General features: G+C 55.4%; 14 protein-coding genes. 8 read left to right on the top strand and 6 right to left on the bottom strand.

Annotated elements, in window-relative coordinates; translation table 11 throughout:
* Positions 1-405 precede the first annotated feature (405 nt).
* The 4 genes from ACIP1G_RS18865 to ACIP1G_RS18850 all read left to right on the top strand — a co-directional run bounded on the left by ACIP1G_RS18865 (position 406) and on the right by ACIP1G_RS18850 (position 6184).
* The gene (locus tag ACIP1G_RS18865; RefSeq protein ID WP_400739781.1) at positions 406-2154 is read left to right on the top strand and encodes an FAD-dependent monooxygenase; all 1749 of its coding nucleotides are present in this window, start codon (positions 406-408) and stop codon (positions 2152-2154) included.
* Positions 2155-2351: 197 nt separating this feature from the next.
* Complete coding sequence (locus tag ACIP1G_RS18860) at positions 2352-3995, top strand: acetolactate synthase large subunit (protein WP_400739779.1); 1644 nt, start codon at positions 2352-2354, stop codon at positions 3993-3995.
* A 291-nt stretch (positions 3996-4286) separates the two neighbouring features.
* Complete coding sequence (locus tag ACIP1G_RS18855; RefSeq protein ID WP_400739777.1) at positions 4287-5270, top strand: DGQHR domain-containing protein; 984 nt, start codon at positions 4287-4289, stop codon at positions 5268-5270.
* Positions 5270-6184: a hypothetical protein gene (locus tag ACIP1G_RS18850; protein WP_400739776.1), complete on the top strand. Its 915-nt coding sequence runs from the start codon at positions 5270-5272 to the stop codon at positions 6182-6184. Before ACIP1G_RS18855 ends, ACIP1G_RS18850 begins: the two co-directional genes overlap by 1 nt.
* A gap of 15 nt (positions 6185-6199) precedes the next feature.
* Here ACIP1G_RS18850 and ACIP1G_RS18845 read toward each other — a convergent pair whose 3' ends face one another.
* The 3 genes from ACIP1G_RS18845 to ACIP1G_RS18835 form a co-directional block, all read right to left on the bottom strand.
* Positions 6200-7198, bottom strand: a complete 999-nt coding sequence (locus ACIP1G_RS18845) for an AraC family transcriptional regulator (protein WP_400739774.1) — start codon at positions 7196-7198, stop codon at positions 6200-6202.
* A 105-nt stretch (positions 7199-7303) separates the two neighbouring features.
* A complete protein-coding gene (locus ACIP1G_RS18840) occupies positions 7304-8413 on the bottom strand; it encodes an alcohol dehydrogenase catalytic domain-containing protein (protein ID WP_400739772.1) in 1110 nt (369 codons plus the stop codon).
* 148 nt (positions 8414-8561) lie between these two features.
* Positions 8562-9497 carry a LysR family transcriptional regulator gene (locus ACIP1G_RS18835; protein WP_400739770.1) on the bottom strand — a complete coding sequence of 312 codons (936 nt, stop codon included), beginning with the start codon at positions 9495-9497 and terminating at the stop codon, positions 8562-8564.
* A 103-nt stretch (positions 9498-9600) separates the two neighbouring features.
* Here ACIP1G_RS18835 and ACIP1G_RS18830 point away from each other — a divergent pair, with 103 nt between their 5' ends.
* Both ACIP1G_RS18830 and ACIP1G_RS18825 read left to right on the top strand, forming a co-directional pair.
* A complete protein-coding gene (locus tag ACIP1G_RS18830) occupies positions 9601-10365 on the top strand; it encodes an SDR family oxidoreductase (protein WP_400739769.1) in 765 nt (254 codons plus the stop codon).
* Between the two features lie 9 nt (positions 10366-10374).
* Complete coding sequence (locus tag ACIP1G_RS18825; RefSeq protein ID WP_400739767.1) at positions 10375-10833, top strand: lipocalin-like domain-containing protein; 459 nt, start codon at positions 10375-10377, stop codon at positions 10831-10833.
* A gap of 376 nt (positions 10834-11209) precedes the next feature.
* On the opposite strand, the gene ACIP1G_RS18820 is transcribed toward ACIP1G_RS18825, so the two are convergent.
* Positions 11210-11632, bottom strand: a complete 423-nt coding sequence (locus ACIP1G_RS18820; RefSeq protein WP_400739765.1) for a hypothetical protein — start codon at positions 11630-11632, stop codon at positions 11210-11212.
* 83 nt (positions 11633-11715) lie between these two features.
* Here ACIP1G_RS18820 and ACIP1G_RS18815 point away from each other — a divergent pair, with 83 nt between their 5' ends.
* Both ACIP1G_RS18815 and ACIP1G_RS18810 read left to right on the top strand, forming a co-directional pair.
* Positions 11716-12012: a helix-turn-helix domain-containing protein gene (locus tag ACIP1G_RS18815; protein ID WP_400739763.1), complete on the top strand. Its 297-nt coding sequence runs from the start codon at positions 11716-11718 to the stop codon at positions 12010-12012.
* 233 nt (positions 12013-12245) lie between these two features.
* Positions 12246-12587, top strand: a complete 342-nt coding sequence (locus ACIP1G_RS18810; protein WP_400739761.1) for a HopJ type III effector protein — start codon at positions 12246-12248, stop codon at positions 12585-12587.
* Positions 12588-12631: 44 nt separating this feature from the next.
* On the opposite strand, the gene ACIP1G_RS18805 is transcribed toward ACIP1G_RS18810, so the two are convergent.
* Positions 12632-13540 carry an alpha/beta fold hydrolase gene (locus ACIP1G_RS18805; protein WP_400739760.1) on the bottom strand — a complete coding sequence of 303 codons (909 nt, stop codon included), beginning with the start codon at positions 13538-13540 and terminating at the stop codon, positions 12632-12634.
* A 145-nt stretch (positions 13541-13685) separates the two neighbouring features.
* On the bottom strand, positions 13686-14897 hold the full coding sequence (fabV, locus tag ACIP1G_RS18800; RefSeq protein WP_400739758.1) for an enoyl-ACP reductase FabV: 1212 nt from the start codon (positions 14895-14897) through the stop codon (positions 13686-13688).
* Positions 14898-14997: the final 100 nt, after the last annotated feature.

Here is a 14997-nt window from a genome sequence, read left to right as displayed (position 1 = left end):
TAGCTCCACTCCCTACGCGCTGCACCCTTAGCCACGAACTCACCTCGTGGCTTTTTTTGGGCGTGACGAAAGGCATTTTCAGATGATTGCGACCAGTCTTCTTGCATGCTAGCATGCAAGTACAAATTGAGTGATCTTGCCTGCCAGCTAATACCGCTGAACCAGACACTCTGATGGCCTGAAAAAAAATACAAGATCAGGAGGTACCATGAATCTCTTCCCCCTCATTCGCATCGCTCGCCCGAGCTGCGGCTCTCAGTAGAGCCTGCCGTTTCTCAAATTTTTTAATGTCTCGAACGCCAGGTCGGTGCTGTTTCGTGCTGGCTGGCTTTGGGACCTGTCGGACATGTTCCGGGCTTGCGTGCAAGTTCAGAGCATCAACAAGTAATGCCTGGAGAATAATAAATGACTACCTCCACTAGCTTCGATACCGACGTACTGGTGATCGGCACTGGCCCAGCTGGTGCAACTACTGCCTTGGCGCTCGCCACCTACGGTGTGCGGGTCAAAATGGTCACCATGTTCAATTGGCTGGCGAACTCGCCGCGAGCCCATATCACGAACCAGCGCGCCATGGAGGTCGTGCGTGATCTTGGGTTGGAAGAGGAGGTTGTGAGAGCGGCCACACCTTGGGAGCAGATGGGCGATACGCTTTTCACCACCAGCCTGGCCGGTGAGGAAATTGCACGTATGCGCACCTGGGGTACTGGCGACAAACGCAAGGGCGATTACGTCCAAGGCAGCCCATGCACCATGCTGGATCTCATCCAGCCCGAGATGGAATCGATCCTTCTGAAAAATGCCGCGATCCGCGGTGCTCAACTGAGCTTCAACACCGAGTATCTGAGCCATGTGCAAGATGCCGAAGGTGTGACTGCTCGAATGAAGGACGTACTGACCGGTGTCGAATACGAAGTCCGAGCGAAGTACCTAGTGGGCGCCGATGGAGCTAACTCCAAGGTAGCTAAAGAGATCGATCTGCCGATTGTTGGCGAGATGGCCAGGGCCGGAACCGCCTACGTAATCTTCAACGCCGACCTGAGCAAGTACGTCGAACACCGCCCGAGCATCCTGCAGTGGATCGCTACTCCAGAAGCTGGCTTTGGCGAAATCGGGATGGGCTTGCTGCGTGCCATTCGCCCGTGGGATCAGTGGATTGCAGGCTGGGGCTTCGACATGGCCAAAGGCGCTCCAGACCTGTCCGCAGAAGCTGTTTTGGAGAAAATCCGTCTCTTGGTCGGCGATCCAAAGTTGGAAGTCCAGGTTGAGCGCATGTCGACCTGGTATGTAAACCAGGCACATGCCACCGAGTACTCTCGTGGCCGCGTATTCTGCGCTGGCGACGCGGTTCATCGTCACCCGCCGTCCAGCGGTTTGGGCTCCAATACCTGCATGCAGGACGGTTTCAACCTCGCCTGGAAACTCGCTTATGTCCTCAAAGGATTCGCCGATCCGAATCTGCTGGAAAGTTACACCGCAGAGCGCGCCCCCGTGGGCAAGCAGATCGTGGCGCGTGCCAACCAGTCCCGCAAGGACTATGCCCTGCTGAAAGAGTGCTTCAATTTCGGCAATGGCGTGGACACGATCGCCAAGCTGCTAGATCGCATGCGCGACCCGAGCCCGGCTGGTGTAGAAGTTCGTATGAACCTGCAGAAGGCGCTGGAAATCAAGAGTCGAGAATTCAACGCTCAAGGTGTCGAGCTGAATCAGCGCTACGTATCCTCTGCTGTTAAGCCTGACCCAAGAGATGGAGCTGAGCTCTGGGCGCGGGACAAAGAACTGTACCTGCAGGCCACCACTCGCGCAGGCGCCAAACTTCCTCACGCCTGGCTGGTGAACGAGAACGGACATCGAATTTCGACGCTCGATGTCGTAGGTAAAGGGCAAATGACCCTTATCACTGGCCTTGCCGGTCAGGCCTGGGTCGCTGCTGCTGAGAGCTTGAAACTGCCATTCTTGAACACAGTTGTCACAGGCGCAAAAGGTACTGCGGACCTTTACTGCGATTGGCAATCGGTTCGTGAAATTCACGAGGCCGGTGCCCTTCTGGTTCGTCCTGATGGATATATCGCCTGGCGGCACAGCAATGCTGTCTGGTCTGCCGATGAAGCTGCTTCAGAGTTGCAGCAGGCGCTCAAAAGCGTCCTCGGTTAAGTGTTACCTCAAAAGGCCCGGCTCGAAATGCCGGGCCTTCTTTTTATTTGCTCACATCCTCGCAGGAGGCCAACCGGCCCACTGCGCTGGAACGCTTGAAAGAAAAATCAACCGATAAGGGCCCGTGGGCACAGCGGCGAACCTGCTGCTACGCCTTACTTAGGGGCTCAACTGCCTTGAGTGCGATGAGGGTGACTATGGCTAAGGCCGCTGATGTCGTTGTGCAATGCCTGGAAAACGAAGGTGTCGAGTATGTGTTCGGCATTCCTGGTGAGGAAAACCTCGACCTGCTGGAATCCCTGCGCAAGTCGAAGATCAAGCTGGTACTGACCCGCCACGAGCAGTCCGCGGGCTTCATGGCCGCCACCTATGGCCGCCTGACCGGCAAGACCGGCGTCAGCCTGTCGACCCTGGGCCCTGGCGCAACCAACCTGGTCACCGCCAGTGCGTACGCCTACCTCGGCGGCATGCCGATGATGATGATCACCGGCCAGAAGCCGATCAAGAAGTCCAAGCAGGGCCGCTTCCAGATCATCGATGTGTGCGGCATGATGGACCCCATCACCAAGTACACCCACCAGTTCGCCTCGGCCGACAACATCCCGGCCCGTATGCGCGAAGCGTTCCGCCTGGCGGAAGAAGAGAAGCCGGGCGCCGTGCACCTGGAACTGCCGGAAGACATCGCCGCGGAGCAGACCGACGCCCTACCGATCCCGCGCAGCCTGCACCGTCGCCCGCTGGCCGAGCACGTGGCCATCGAAGCCGCTGTAGAAAAACTGCAGAAGGCCCGCAGCCCGATCCTGGTGATCGGCGCCGGCGCCAACCGCAAGATGACCGCCAAGGTCCTCAAGCAGCTGATCGACAAGACCGGCATCCCGTTCATCACTACCCAGATGGGTAAAGGTGTGGTCGACGAGCGTCACCCGCGCTTCCTGGGTAACGCGGCGCTGTCGTCCGGTGACTTCGTCCACCGCGCCATCGAAGCCGCCGACCTGATCATCAACATCGGCCACGACGTGATCGAGAAGCCGCCATTCTTCATGGTCCGTGGCGGCACCGAAGTCATTCACATCAGCTTCCGCTCCGCCGAAGTCGATGCCGTGTACTTCCCGCAGGTGGAAGTGATCGGCGACATCGCCAACGCCGTGTGGCAGATCAGCGAAGCGCTGAACGACACCGCGCATTGGGACTTCACCCGCCTGATGGCGATCCGTGAGGCCAACGAAGCGCAGATCGCCGAAGGAGCCGACGAAAACCGCTTCCCAGTCTACCCGCAGCGCTTGGTCGCCGACATCCGTCGCGTGCTGCCGTCCGAAGGCATCGTCGCCCTGGACAACGGCATCTACAAGATCTGGTTCGCCCGCAACTACAAGGCGCACAAGCCCAACACCGTGCTGCTCGACAACGCCCTGGCAACCATGGGCGCCGGCCTGCCATCGGCCATGGCTGCGCACCTGGTGTACCCGGACCGCCCGGTCATCTCGGTGTGCGGCGACGGCGGCTTCATGATGAACAGCCAGGAATTGGAAACCGCGGTGCGCTTAAACATGCACATTACCGTGGTAATCCTGCGTGACGATGGCTACGGCATGATTCGCTGGAAACAGGCCAACATGGGCTTCACCGATTTCGGCCTGGACTACGGCAACCCGGACTTCGTCAAATACGCCGAAGCCTACGGAGCCCATGGTCACCGGGTAGAAAGTGCGGATGCCTTGCTCCCGCTGCTAGATCACTGCATCGCCAACCCAGGCGTTCATGTAATCGACTGCCCAGTCGACTATAGCGAGAACGATCGTATCCTCAACAGTGAACTACGAGAGCGCGCATTGGCTATCTGATAGACCGGGGCCCGATAGCTCAACACCTAGGCATTGCTGGGTGCCTAGGTGTGTTCAGGCACCGTCGCTCGTGCATCGAATGAGGCATTTCTCCGAACCGCTGCTCCTAGCGAGAGGCAGGCGGAGCGAACGAGTCGATAGCGCACTTAGGGAGAGCTATGGATTCTCTGAGGCCAGCCTGAGTGCGTGCACACGGCCAAAAAGATGCCTCACATTAACTACTTTGACTGCAACAGATCTTTTAAAACTTGGGGTATACTCGGCTGAACAGAACCTTGTAGGAACTAGAAGATGAAGTTCGCAGCTTTCGACCTGTCTCGCAACGATGTTGGCTTCTATCTAGCAGCATTGCCTGCCAGCCAGCTTTTTCAAATTTCGCGCGTAGAACGGATCAGCGAGAATCCAGAAGAGGGCTTCCAGCGACAACTGGACGTACCTAAATCGAGAAAAATTGCGGCATATCTTCGAGAAAAAGTCATCCCAGGTGCTATTATCCTAAGCGCTCAGCAAGACACAGACGTAACCTATCACCCAGATTCAAATGAACTGGAGTTGAAAACTCCTGACCGCTCACTTCTGGTTATTGATGGGCAGCATCGCCTTTATGGAGCTCATTTTTTGGCGAGCGAGTATGGTGATGATATTCTTCTACCCGTTTGCATCCTGACCAATCTCTCGCTACTTGCTGAAGTTCAATATTTTATTGATATTAACTCCACACAAAAAGGCGTCCCAAAGACGCTTCGAATTGAACTAACAAAATTCTTGGTCGAGCAGGGATCAATTGAGCAAACTCGACTCAGGCTATTTAAAGAGCTTAACTCTGACCCTGAGTCAGTTCTATTCGGAAAGCTCAGCGCGGAGCAGCGTGGCCCTGGCTATCTCTCCCATGTACCGTTTGAAATCGCCATTAACAAAGTACTGGACCTTCCTCGACTGAAAGGGATGCAGTATGAGGAGCAAAAAGCGCTGATTTCAAACTACTTATATGGAATTGACCACAACCTAAAAGAAGCCAACGTCCCTAACAAGCTGACACAATCAGCATTCTTCCAAGCGGTTTTCCGTGTATTCAATAGCTTTTGCGAGCAAGCATTAATTACCGGGCAAAACTACAGAAAAGAAACCTTCGTTAAGGTTTTTGATTGCCTAAACAAAATTGACTTTGAACTTCACTCCGGCACAAACGAAGACGCCATCAGTCGCTTGGAGAAGGACTTGCTGGATAAGCTGGAGATCTCCCGGTACTCGACCATGGCGAAATCTCTATTCTAATGAAACTAATCAGCCACCTTGAGGACAGCTGTGTTGCTGCAATTGCACGTCTCGCGGGAATTTCGCAAAGGACTGATTATTCCCGCATTACGTATAATGACGGGCTTAAATATTCTATACTCCATGACCCTCTAGTTGAGGTTGCAGTAGAGTCACCAACCAGCTTCTCCATATCTGAAAGGATAGATGGCGACCTTATTCTAGAGGGCCCATCAATATGTGAAGGCAGGCTTGTAGATTTCGTACTAGGTGCAAAAAGAGTAAAAGCACAGTACGATAATTTATTAGCGAGCAAGAATTCGAACGTAAACACCGGCTGGCTGATAGTGACAGCCTACTACTCTGCGTTCTTCGCAGCCATTGAAATGGCCCGACTTCACGGCTTGCTGCCTATGTCGCTCGCATCGGAGGATATTAGGACGCTTCTGTCAAAAATGAGCGGGCCGTCTAACTTAACTCAACAGTTCGCTGACTCACCGCCGCAGAACTTTATCGGAGAAATATCTGGCAATAAAATAATATATCGTTCCAGCGGCGCAAAGCCTCATGTTGCCGCATGGGACCAAGTCAGAAAACATGTACTTAAAGGGGTCGTAGATAAGACAGGCTGGATAGAAGCAGCGATTCTGATATATTTCTTATCTGGCGAAAGGAGCTGGAAGCATCCTAGCGATCTTCGCAATGACTGGAATTACAAGCGCGCAGATTTGTTTATCAAAAACAACCGAGGCATACAGTTTAGAAAGCTCATAGGCAATGCCGACGGCGGACAAAAATGGCTTATGCAAATCAAACATGCAGATGAAGAGAATCAAATCAGCATTCTAGCGGCGCTAGCCGAAACTCTTTGCACGCCAATTACTAAGTCTCTGGAGCGCGTGCGCAACTCTGGGATAATGGAAAGAAGTTTCTGATTTTTTGTCTTTGACTCATCGACGTTTGATTGTATCTGAGGGTGATTCTCCGAATCGTTTCTTATACTCCACAGAAAACCGGCCGAGATGGTTGAAGCCCCACTTCAATGCTGTGGACGATACTTGGACATCGGTAAGATTTTTAGCTTCCAGCTCTCCTCGAACACGCCTTAGACGAATCTCCTTCAAGAACTGCATCGGTGACAGGCCACGGAAACGTTGAAAACTCAGCTGGACTGTTCGAGCAGTCACGCCAGCGTACCTTGCAATCTGCGAGATCGTGAGGGTCTCGTGAGCGTGCTCCTCCATGAACTCCTCAATCATCCGAACAATCGCAGGGACTACCTGCTTTTCGACCAATTCTCGCAGTGTCTCGCTGTGGTTACTTTCATGAAATTCGAGCAAAGAAGAGGCCAGTACCTCACCAATTTGGCTTTGTAGATGCGATGAAATTACTGACTTGGACGATAGCTGGCTATAAGCCCACCCCAGCGTCTGAAGCCAGTTTTGGCCAGCGAAAGTATTCGTGGGCAGGTGAGGCTGAAAGTAAATGTCTTGCTTGATACTCCTCCCGAGCTGACGTTGAAGCGTGGCCTCCAGCAGCGTTCGATCAATGCGAACGAGCAGCTTGTCAGTGCCAGGAAAATGATTGAAGAAGGAGTGTCGATGGTAGTTAAAAACCGTGGCATGTCCTGGGTTGCAACTGAGTCGCAACTGATCACTGATCACGTGCTCATGGCCTGTGAGGACCGACTGGATCAGTACGATGTCATCCAGCTTCCCTGGGTTGATGGCGATTTCCCCCCCAAAGGACATTCTGGCAACCCCACTCTCGCCAGCCGATCGATGAAAAAATCGAGCCTTGAAGTCGGCTCCCTTTTTCTCAAGCCGGTTCTTGCAGAACATGCGCTCACCGCACAAAACCGCCTCCTCTAGGTCGGACGATTCGCATACGCTGAAATCCGCGAGGACCTCATTAGAAGGTATAAATGGGGAGACGTTGGGCCAGGCCATGGAAAGCCCTCCAAAACAGCGATGAGTAACACGAGCAACCTATCAAAAACAGAGATTTGAGGACAACGTCATGGCGACGATCTGCGTCGTCGCCATCTTCCGCCATTAATCGTGCACGATGTGATAGTTCAAGAAGCCGCTGGCATCGGTTTGGATGTCTTCAAGGGCTTGGTTTAGCTGGTCCAATGTGTAGGGCCGAGGTGCCCATTGATTGGTGTCGAGCAATCCCGCTCTGATCAACGCCATCAGTTCCTGCGCTTCTGCGGTGGTGAACCACAGGGAGCCAATGTACTGAAGCTGGGTGCACATGAACGGGTGAGGATCGATCGGAATAGGTCCACTTACACCGCCGATCTGTACGATCTTTCCTCCTGACATGACGGCATTCATGGCCGAAACAGAAAGCTCCGCCGGAGCCTTTGCACCGAGCGTATCCACCACTGCGTCGACCCCGCTCGGAGCCATTTCGCGGATGCTTGCCTGCAAGTCGCTACTCTTGATCTGCAGAGAGCGAATGCGTTTTGGGGCCAGCTCGCGGAGTCGTTCGAGTGCAGTCCTATCTCGCGCTGCCACGATGATGTCCGTCACGCCCATCGCGACTGCGGCAAGCGTCGCTCCGATACCCAAGGTTCCTGAAGCCCCCAGTATCAGCAAGCTCTTACCTGGCATGAGTTCGAGCTTTTTCAATGCGGAGTAAGCAGTGCCCAAGTATCCAAGACGTGTAGCTACCTCGAATGGCAAGTCGTCAGCCAAGGTGATCAGGTTACGTGCAGGCGCTCGAAGGTATTGGGCATACCCAGCATGGCGATACTCGCGGAATACCTCTCTCGAAGACGGGCTGAATCCGAAATAGCCCATGAAGGTGTAGCTAGCGCACCGCGTCGGAAGGCCAGCCAGACACTGCTTGCAGCTGCCGCAACTCAGTCCTGGATTGACGTATACCCGGTCACCTTCCTTGAAATCTTTCACAGAGCGGCCAACCGATACCACAGTACCTGCGGCATCCAACCCGAACACAGCGGGCAGCTCAGGCAGAGGTAGGAACGGGTACCACTCAGGGAAATTTGTGACGACGTTACGCAGATTTGGGATAACACCGCAGGCGGCAGTTTTGATCAGGACGTCATGCTCGCCAACATCTGGAAGCGGAATTTCGTCCACGGTAAATTTGCCACCAACTTCGTGGAGGCGAGCAGCCAACATCGTACCTGGCATGAAACAAACCCTCTTTTTTTCGTTGTCAGGGCTGTGAGGCTCTTGAAAGCCGTTGAGGTATGACCGGCACATCGGCCACAGCTCCAATTATCCGCTCGGCTTCGAACGTGGCTATCCAGGCCCAGTAGCCGCTATCCAGATAGCGAAATTATTTGATATCGCTCGGTGAGGCTTGAATTGGTGCGGCCGGACTTTGAGCCAACTGACGCAGCCAGAGAATAGCCGCGTCAGCATCATTCCTCGGATGCCAAGACATCATGAGTTGGAGAGGCTCGCTTTCAAATGGCAACTCAAACGTCTCGATGGCATCGTTCTGGGACTGAGTAAGCATGCGAGGCATCGTACAGACCAGGTCCGTCGACATCAGAATCCCTGGAACCATCCCAGCGGTCGGCACGGTAAGGTAGATCTTTCGGCTCATGCCAGCGGAGCGCAAATACTCATCCATATACCCCCTAAAGCTCTCTCGCTCAGGCGATACGACAAGATGATTGAGTTCACAGTACCCATCCAGGGTAAGAGGCTCACTTCCACGAGGGTGCCCTTTGCGCTGCGCCATTACGAACTCATCGGTCCTAAGTGCCGTGCATCTCATCCCCAGAGGAACGCCGCGGCTAGAGTCGATCAGCAGATCGAAAACACCTTCCTCCATCTGCCTTCCTATGAGCCCAGGATCAACGGCATTGAGAGACACCTGAATTTGGGTACCAGCGTGCTTGGCGATCGATGCAATCAACGGCTCACAAATGGTGCTTAAGGCGGTATCACAGGCGGCTATCCGGAAGACTCTCTTGTCGTTCCAAGGATCGAATCCCAACTCACTCTGAATGACTGAACCGAGAGTCATCAGGGCTGCACGTAGAGGTCCCCGCAGCGCCAATGCCCGGGCGGTGGGGGTCATGCTCCGGCCTTTTTGAATCGGGACCAACAGCGGATCGCCCATCAGCTCGCGCAAGCGCGAAAGCTGTGCAGACATCGCGGGCTGGCTGATGTGAAGGCGTGAAGCTGCCTTGGTCACGTTCAACTCAGCCAGTAGTGTGTCCAGCGAAACCAAAAGGTTGAGATCAATACGCGACAGGTCCATAACCAATCCATCCCGATGATAGGTCGCATAACGATAAACAATTTCATGGATAGCTTCTTAAGATTTTAATGTTCTGGAAGACCTACGCTAACGGAGATCGACCATGACTAAACAGAAAGTACTGATAACGGCGGGAGCATCCGGAATCGGGTATGCGATAGCCCTGGCCTTCAGCAGCCGCGGCGCTGACGTCACGGTAGTGGACATCGACACTGAAGGCTTAAACCGCCTTCATGCAGAGCATACGAGTATTCGCACCGCGGTATGCGATGTATCTGATCGCCGCAGCCTTGAACTCTGTATTCCAGGCCTTATCGAAGCCATGGGTGGTTTAGATGTGCTCATCAACAACGCCGGGGTATCGGGCCCCACCGCTCCCGTTGAGCAACTTGACCCCGATGAGTGGGACAAGGTCATGCAGATAAATTTGAATGGGACCTTCAACGTTACGCGCCTGGCCGTTCCTGCGCTCAAGCGTTCATCTCACCCCTCGATCATTAACATGTCTTCTGTCGCTGGACGACTTGGTTACCCAGCTCGCTCCCCCTACTCGACCAGCAAATGGGGATTGATTGGTTTCACCAAGAGCCTTTCACGTGAACTCGGCGGGTATGGGATTCGTGTTAACGCCATTCTGCCCGGAGCTGTCGAAGGGGAACGCTTTGAGAACGTGCTCAAAGGCAGGGCCAATTTCAGCGGCAACTCCGTGGAGGAAGAACGTAACAAGGCGCTTTCTGTTCAATCCCTCCAACGCCTGGTGGACCCGAAGGACATTGCAGAACTAGCAGTCTTCCTAGCATCGGACGCAGGCAAGTCAATCTCTGGACAGCTTTTGCCAATCGACAACGACATGCAGCAGACGATGTGAGGTACGACCATGAGCATGCGTGAAAAACTGATTGGAACCTGGGTTCTCGAAACCTATACAGAATACCCAGTGGACGGATCTGCCCCTGTATATCCCTTCGGTGAACATCCTGAAGGATTCATAATCTACTCGGCAGATGGCTACATGTCGGCTCAGTTGAGCATGCCGAATCGGGCATCGTTTTCATCAGGTGACTGGTTCGAGGGCACTGATGCGGAATACCGCTCTCAAGGCCTGTCATACATCTCCTACAGCGGCCCCTTTGATGTAGCCGAGCACTCGGGTGAGCTCACCCACACCATCGCAATCTCGATGTTCCCGAATTGGATAGGCCAGGTGCAGCCGCGAACGGTAAAGCTTGCAGGAGATACCTTGGAGCTGGGTAATACCAGTCAGTACCGCTCAGGTGGAAGTGCAGTAAACGCAAAGATCCTATGGCGTAGAGCGAAGTCGTTGCCTTCCCAATGACCACTGTTGGAACGGAGCTGGTTCAGGGTCAGGAGTGACTGCAGCTGACCCGTTCCAACAGTGGTCACATATTAGTGGATCGAGGTGCCTGGTCGCCCCCAAGCTCTGAGCTGGTAGTCAGTTATCGCCTGAAATTGCGCTTCCGCTATAACACGCAAGCGCTCAATTACCGCGGCAGGCTTACCTGTCGCTTGCGCTTCGTGGTATCGACGCATGGCCTCCACTGCCTCTGCATACGCCTCATGGTCAGGGGGTAGAGGTTTTTCCAATTTGCTCATAAGGTGACCACGCTCTAAGCATCCTGTAAGTCATTCTAGGGCGAATCTCTGTGGCGAGTGATTTGCCCGACACCTGACTACCCCCAAGATGCTTAACATTACGAAGCCCCGCGGTAAATCACCTTCGAATACTCGATGCCGCTCCGAGGATTATTGTCAGGAAAACAGACAACCGTACCATCTCGAAGGGTGAATCTGACTCTCCCCTCCTTCACGGATTGTGCTACCTCGGAGAGATCATCCATCTGCCAGTTATCGTTCCCATTCAACCAGGCGGGCGAAACCAGTTGGAGGCACTCCACTCGGCTTTCATTCTGGTCTGATTCAATCCAGGAGATAAGAGATTGCACCGAGTCGATGAACACGACAGAGCGAGTTTCAAACCCCTCCTCGCACCTGACCAGCGTGACGTGGAACCAGGGTGATACCTGAGGTTTGAGCATGATGTGCCAGCCACGCTGGCCTGGCTCAAGAAACGCAGCCAGGCCTTTGACTTCAGCCCTGCTGTCGGACACGAACATAACGACGCCTCAAAATGAACAGTATACTGTGTAGCGATATACTATTCAAAACGGCTTCATCGTTCCTTTTGCGGGTTGAGCAAATGGAACTGAAAAAGGCTTTTGGTAAAGTGTTCCGCTGGTACCGGACCAAGAACGCACTCAGCCAAGAGGATTTCTCGGATGTCAGCGGTCGAACGTACATCAGCACCCTCGAACGCGGCATACACTCCCCCACGATCGACAGGCTGGAAGCACTCGCGCCGATGCTGAACGTCCATCCAATCACCTTACTGGTATGTACCTACGCAGCCAGAGACGGTGTGTCTCCTGACATTTTGCTGCAAAGGGTGCGCGAGGAAATCGATCACATGCAGCCGCCCTACTCTGCTCCTGAATAAGCAGTAACCGAGTGTCTTCTGCGAAGCATAGTCCGGAAAACAGGCACATCCCGACTTGAGAACAAGTATTCTGGGGCGAGTGAATCATCACAGAAGGGCTATTGCCGCTCTGGTAAATTCAGCGCGGAGCTGCGAGGTGGTTCCTCTCAAAAAAATGGAAAAAAGTACTATTGATAACTCATTGAATTATCGATAAAAAATATAAATTAACTGTTAATAAGGATCCGGAACTCGTGACTGATCTGAACACCCTGCGCGCCAGCCTGGCCGGCGGCCAACACGTTTTCGCCGACACCCTGGCGTTTATTGCCGATAACTACAGCTACCAGCCGCAGGCCTTCAACAATGGTGGCGTGGAAAATGCTGCTGGGCAGAACGAAGGTTCGTGCAAGACCTTGGGCCTGGCCGTGCTGGAAGGGCTGAGCGACCAGGAAGCGCTGCTGGCCTTTGGTGAGCACTACCGTGATGTGCTGGCCACGCCTGAGGGTAGCGACCACGGCAATATCCGTGCGCTGATCAAGCATGGGCTGGCCGGCGTTACATTTGCCGCGCAGCCGCTGTCGCGCAAGGCTTGAGGTCGTCGGGGCCGCTTTGCGGCCCCAAATTATCAAACCCGACATCAATCGATCAGGGTTCCCGGCACTCCCTCTACCAACCCGCCCCGCTCCAACCACTGCAACGCCACCGGCCACAAACTTTCGCGAAACCGATCATGGAAAAACGCGAAATGGCCAATTTCCTCGACTGAGATATCCACAGGCGCAATGCGCAGGTGCTGGCGCTCGGCCCCCTGTAGATAACCCAGCAAACGCTCGGTTGCCGCCACTGTGCCAAAGGGGTCGTCGGTCAGGCTGATGGCCAGCGTCGCCGCCCGCACCTGGGCGAACGGCAGTATTGCCAGCGCCCGCCCGCTGGGCCGCTGCTCATAACGCGGGGTACGGGTGGTCCAGTCGTGCACCACGCCGGAAGGCGTGTCCTCCAGCCAACCCAGGCGATTACCGGGGAAGTAACCGAATACCCGGGTCAGCAGCGGCATCACCACATGCCATTTGCCGAACAATTGCCAGCGCTGGTCGGCGGCGTAATCACGCCAGTAGGCAAATTGCGCGCCCACCATCACCACCCGTCGTACCTGGCCCGCCGACGGCGCCAGGCCTACTGCACAGCCGCCAAAACTGTGCCCTACCACGTCCACCGGCTGGCCTGGGAAGTGTTCTGCCGCATGCGCCAGCATGGCTTCGAAATCCAGCCGGCCCCAGTCGCTCCAGGTGGCCTGAAAACCACGCAGTGAAGCCGGGCGGGATTCTCCGATGCCACGGTAGTCGTAGGTCAGCACATCGCAGCCCTGGGCGAACAGGTAGTCGGCAAAGCGTGAGTAATAGCGGCAGCGTACCGAGGTGGCAGCGTTGATGATCACCAGCGGGCGCTGGCGGTCAGGCAGGGCGTGGCGCCAGATGAAGCCACCGAGGCTGTAGCCGTCGGCTGCGGGGTGGCGAAAGGCAGTGGCGGGTTGGGTGAGGCTGCTCATGGCACATTCCCGGTTGTTGTGCGCCAAAGCTAGCAAAGATTTTATAGCCTGTACCGGCCTCTTCGCGGGTAACCCGCTCCTATAGGCGGTGAAATACCTGTAGGAGCGGGTTCACCCGCGAAGAGGCCAGTACGGCTAAAGCCGATTACAGCTCGACGCAGTCGAACTTCACATCGGTAGCCACGTCTTCGTCGTAGTTGACGTCAGCGCGCTCGAAGCCGAACAGGTTGAGGAACTGCTTCTTGTAACCGGCATAGTCGGTCAGCTCAAACAGGTTCTCGGTGGTCACCTGTGGCCACATGGCCTTGCAGGCGTCCTGCACGTCGTCGCGCAGTTCCCAGTCGTCCAGGCGCAGGCGGGCTTTCTCGTCGACCTCGGCCGGGGCACCGTCAGCGCGGTACATGCGGTCGCGGAACATGCGGTCCAGCTGGTCCTGGGTGCCTTCGTGCACACCCTTTTCCTGCATGATCTTGAACACCATCGACAGGTACAGCGGCATTACCGGGATGGCCGAGCTGGCCTGGGTAACCACCGACTTCAGCACCGCCACGTTGGCGCCGCCTTTGATTTCGCCGGCCAGTTTCTTGTCCAGGCGCAGGGCGGTTTCGTCCAGGTCCTGCTTGGCCTGGCCCAGCGCGCCGTGCCAGTAGATCGGCCAGGTGATTTCGGTGCCGATGTAGCTGAAGGCCACGGTACGTGCGCCTTCGGCCAGTACGTTGGCGCCCGCCAGGGCGTCGATCCACAGCTGCCAGTCCTGGCCACCCATGACGGTGACGGTGTCGGCAATTTCCTGCTCGGTGGCCGGCTCGATGCTGGCCTCGATGATGGTGTCCTTGTTGGTGTCGATGGCGGTCGATTTGTACGGCTGGCCGATCGGCTTAAGCGCGGAGCGGATCACTTCTCCGGTCTGTGGCAGCTTGCGCACTGGCGAGGCCAGCGAATAAATGACCAGGTCGACCTTGCCGCCCATCTCGTTCTTGATCAGCTCGATGACCTTGGCGCGGGCTTCGTCGGAGAAGGCGTCACCGTTGATCGACTTGCTGTACAGGCCCTCGGCCTTGGCGAACTTGTCGAAGGCTGCAGCGTTGTACCAGCCAGCGGTGCCGGCCTTGGTCTCGGTGCCTGGCTTTTCGAAGAACACGCCCAGGGTGTCGGCCTTGAAGCCGAATGCCGCGGTGATGCGGGCTGCCAGGCCGTAGCCGCTGGAAGCACCGATGACCAGGACCTTCTTCGGGCCATCCTCGCGCACGCCCAGCTTGCGGGTGGCTTCGATCTGGTCACGGACGTTGAGCTCGCAGCCCTTCGGGTGAGTCGTGGTGCAGATGAAACCGCGAACCTTAGGATGAATGATGGCCAATGTCTGTACCTCGTCAGGTTTATGCCGGGGAAGCGCCGCTTGGGACGATTCCGATTGATCAGAGGGTGAGACTACCCCCGCAGGTTATCCGACACATATT

It is taken from the genome of Pseudomonas sp. NPDC089392 (assembly GCF_044749595.1).
In the GTDB taxonomy this organism is placed as follows: domain Bacteria; phylum Pseudomonadota; class Gammaproteobacteria; order Pseudomonadales; family Pseudomonadaceae; genus Aquipseudomonas.
The sequence above is the reverse complement of the archived record's forward strand: the minus strand, read 5'-3'. Positions and strand labels throughout refer to the sequence as shown.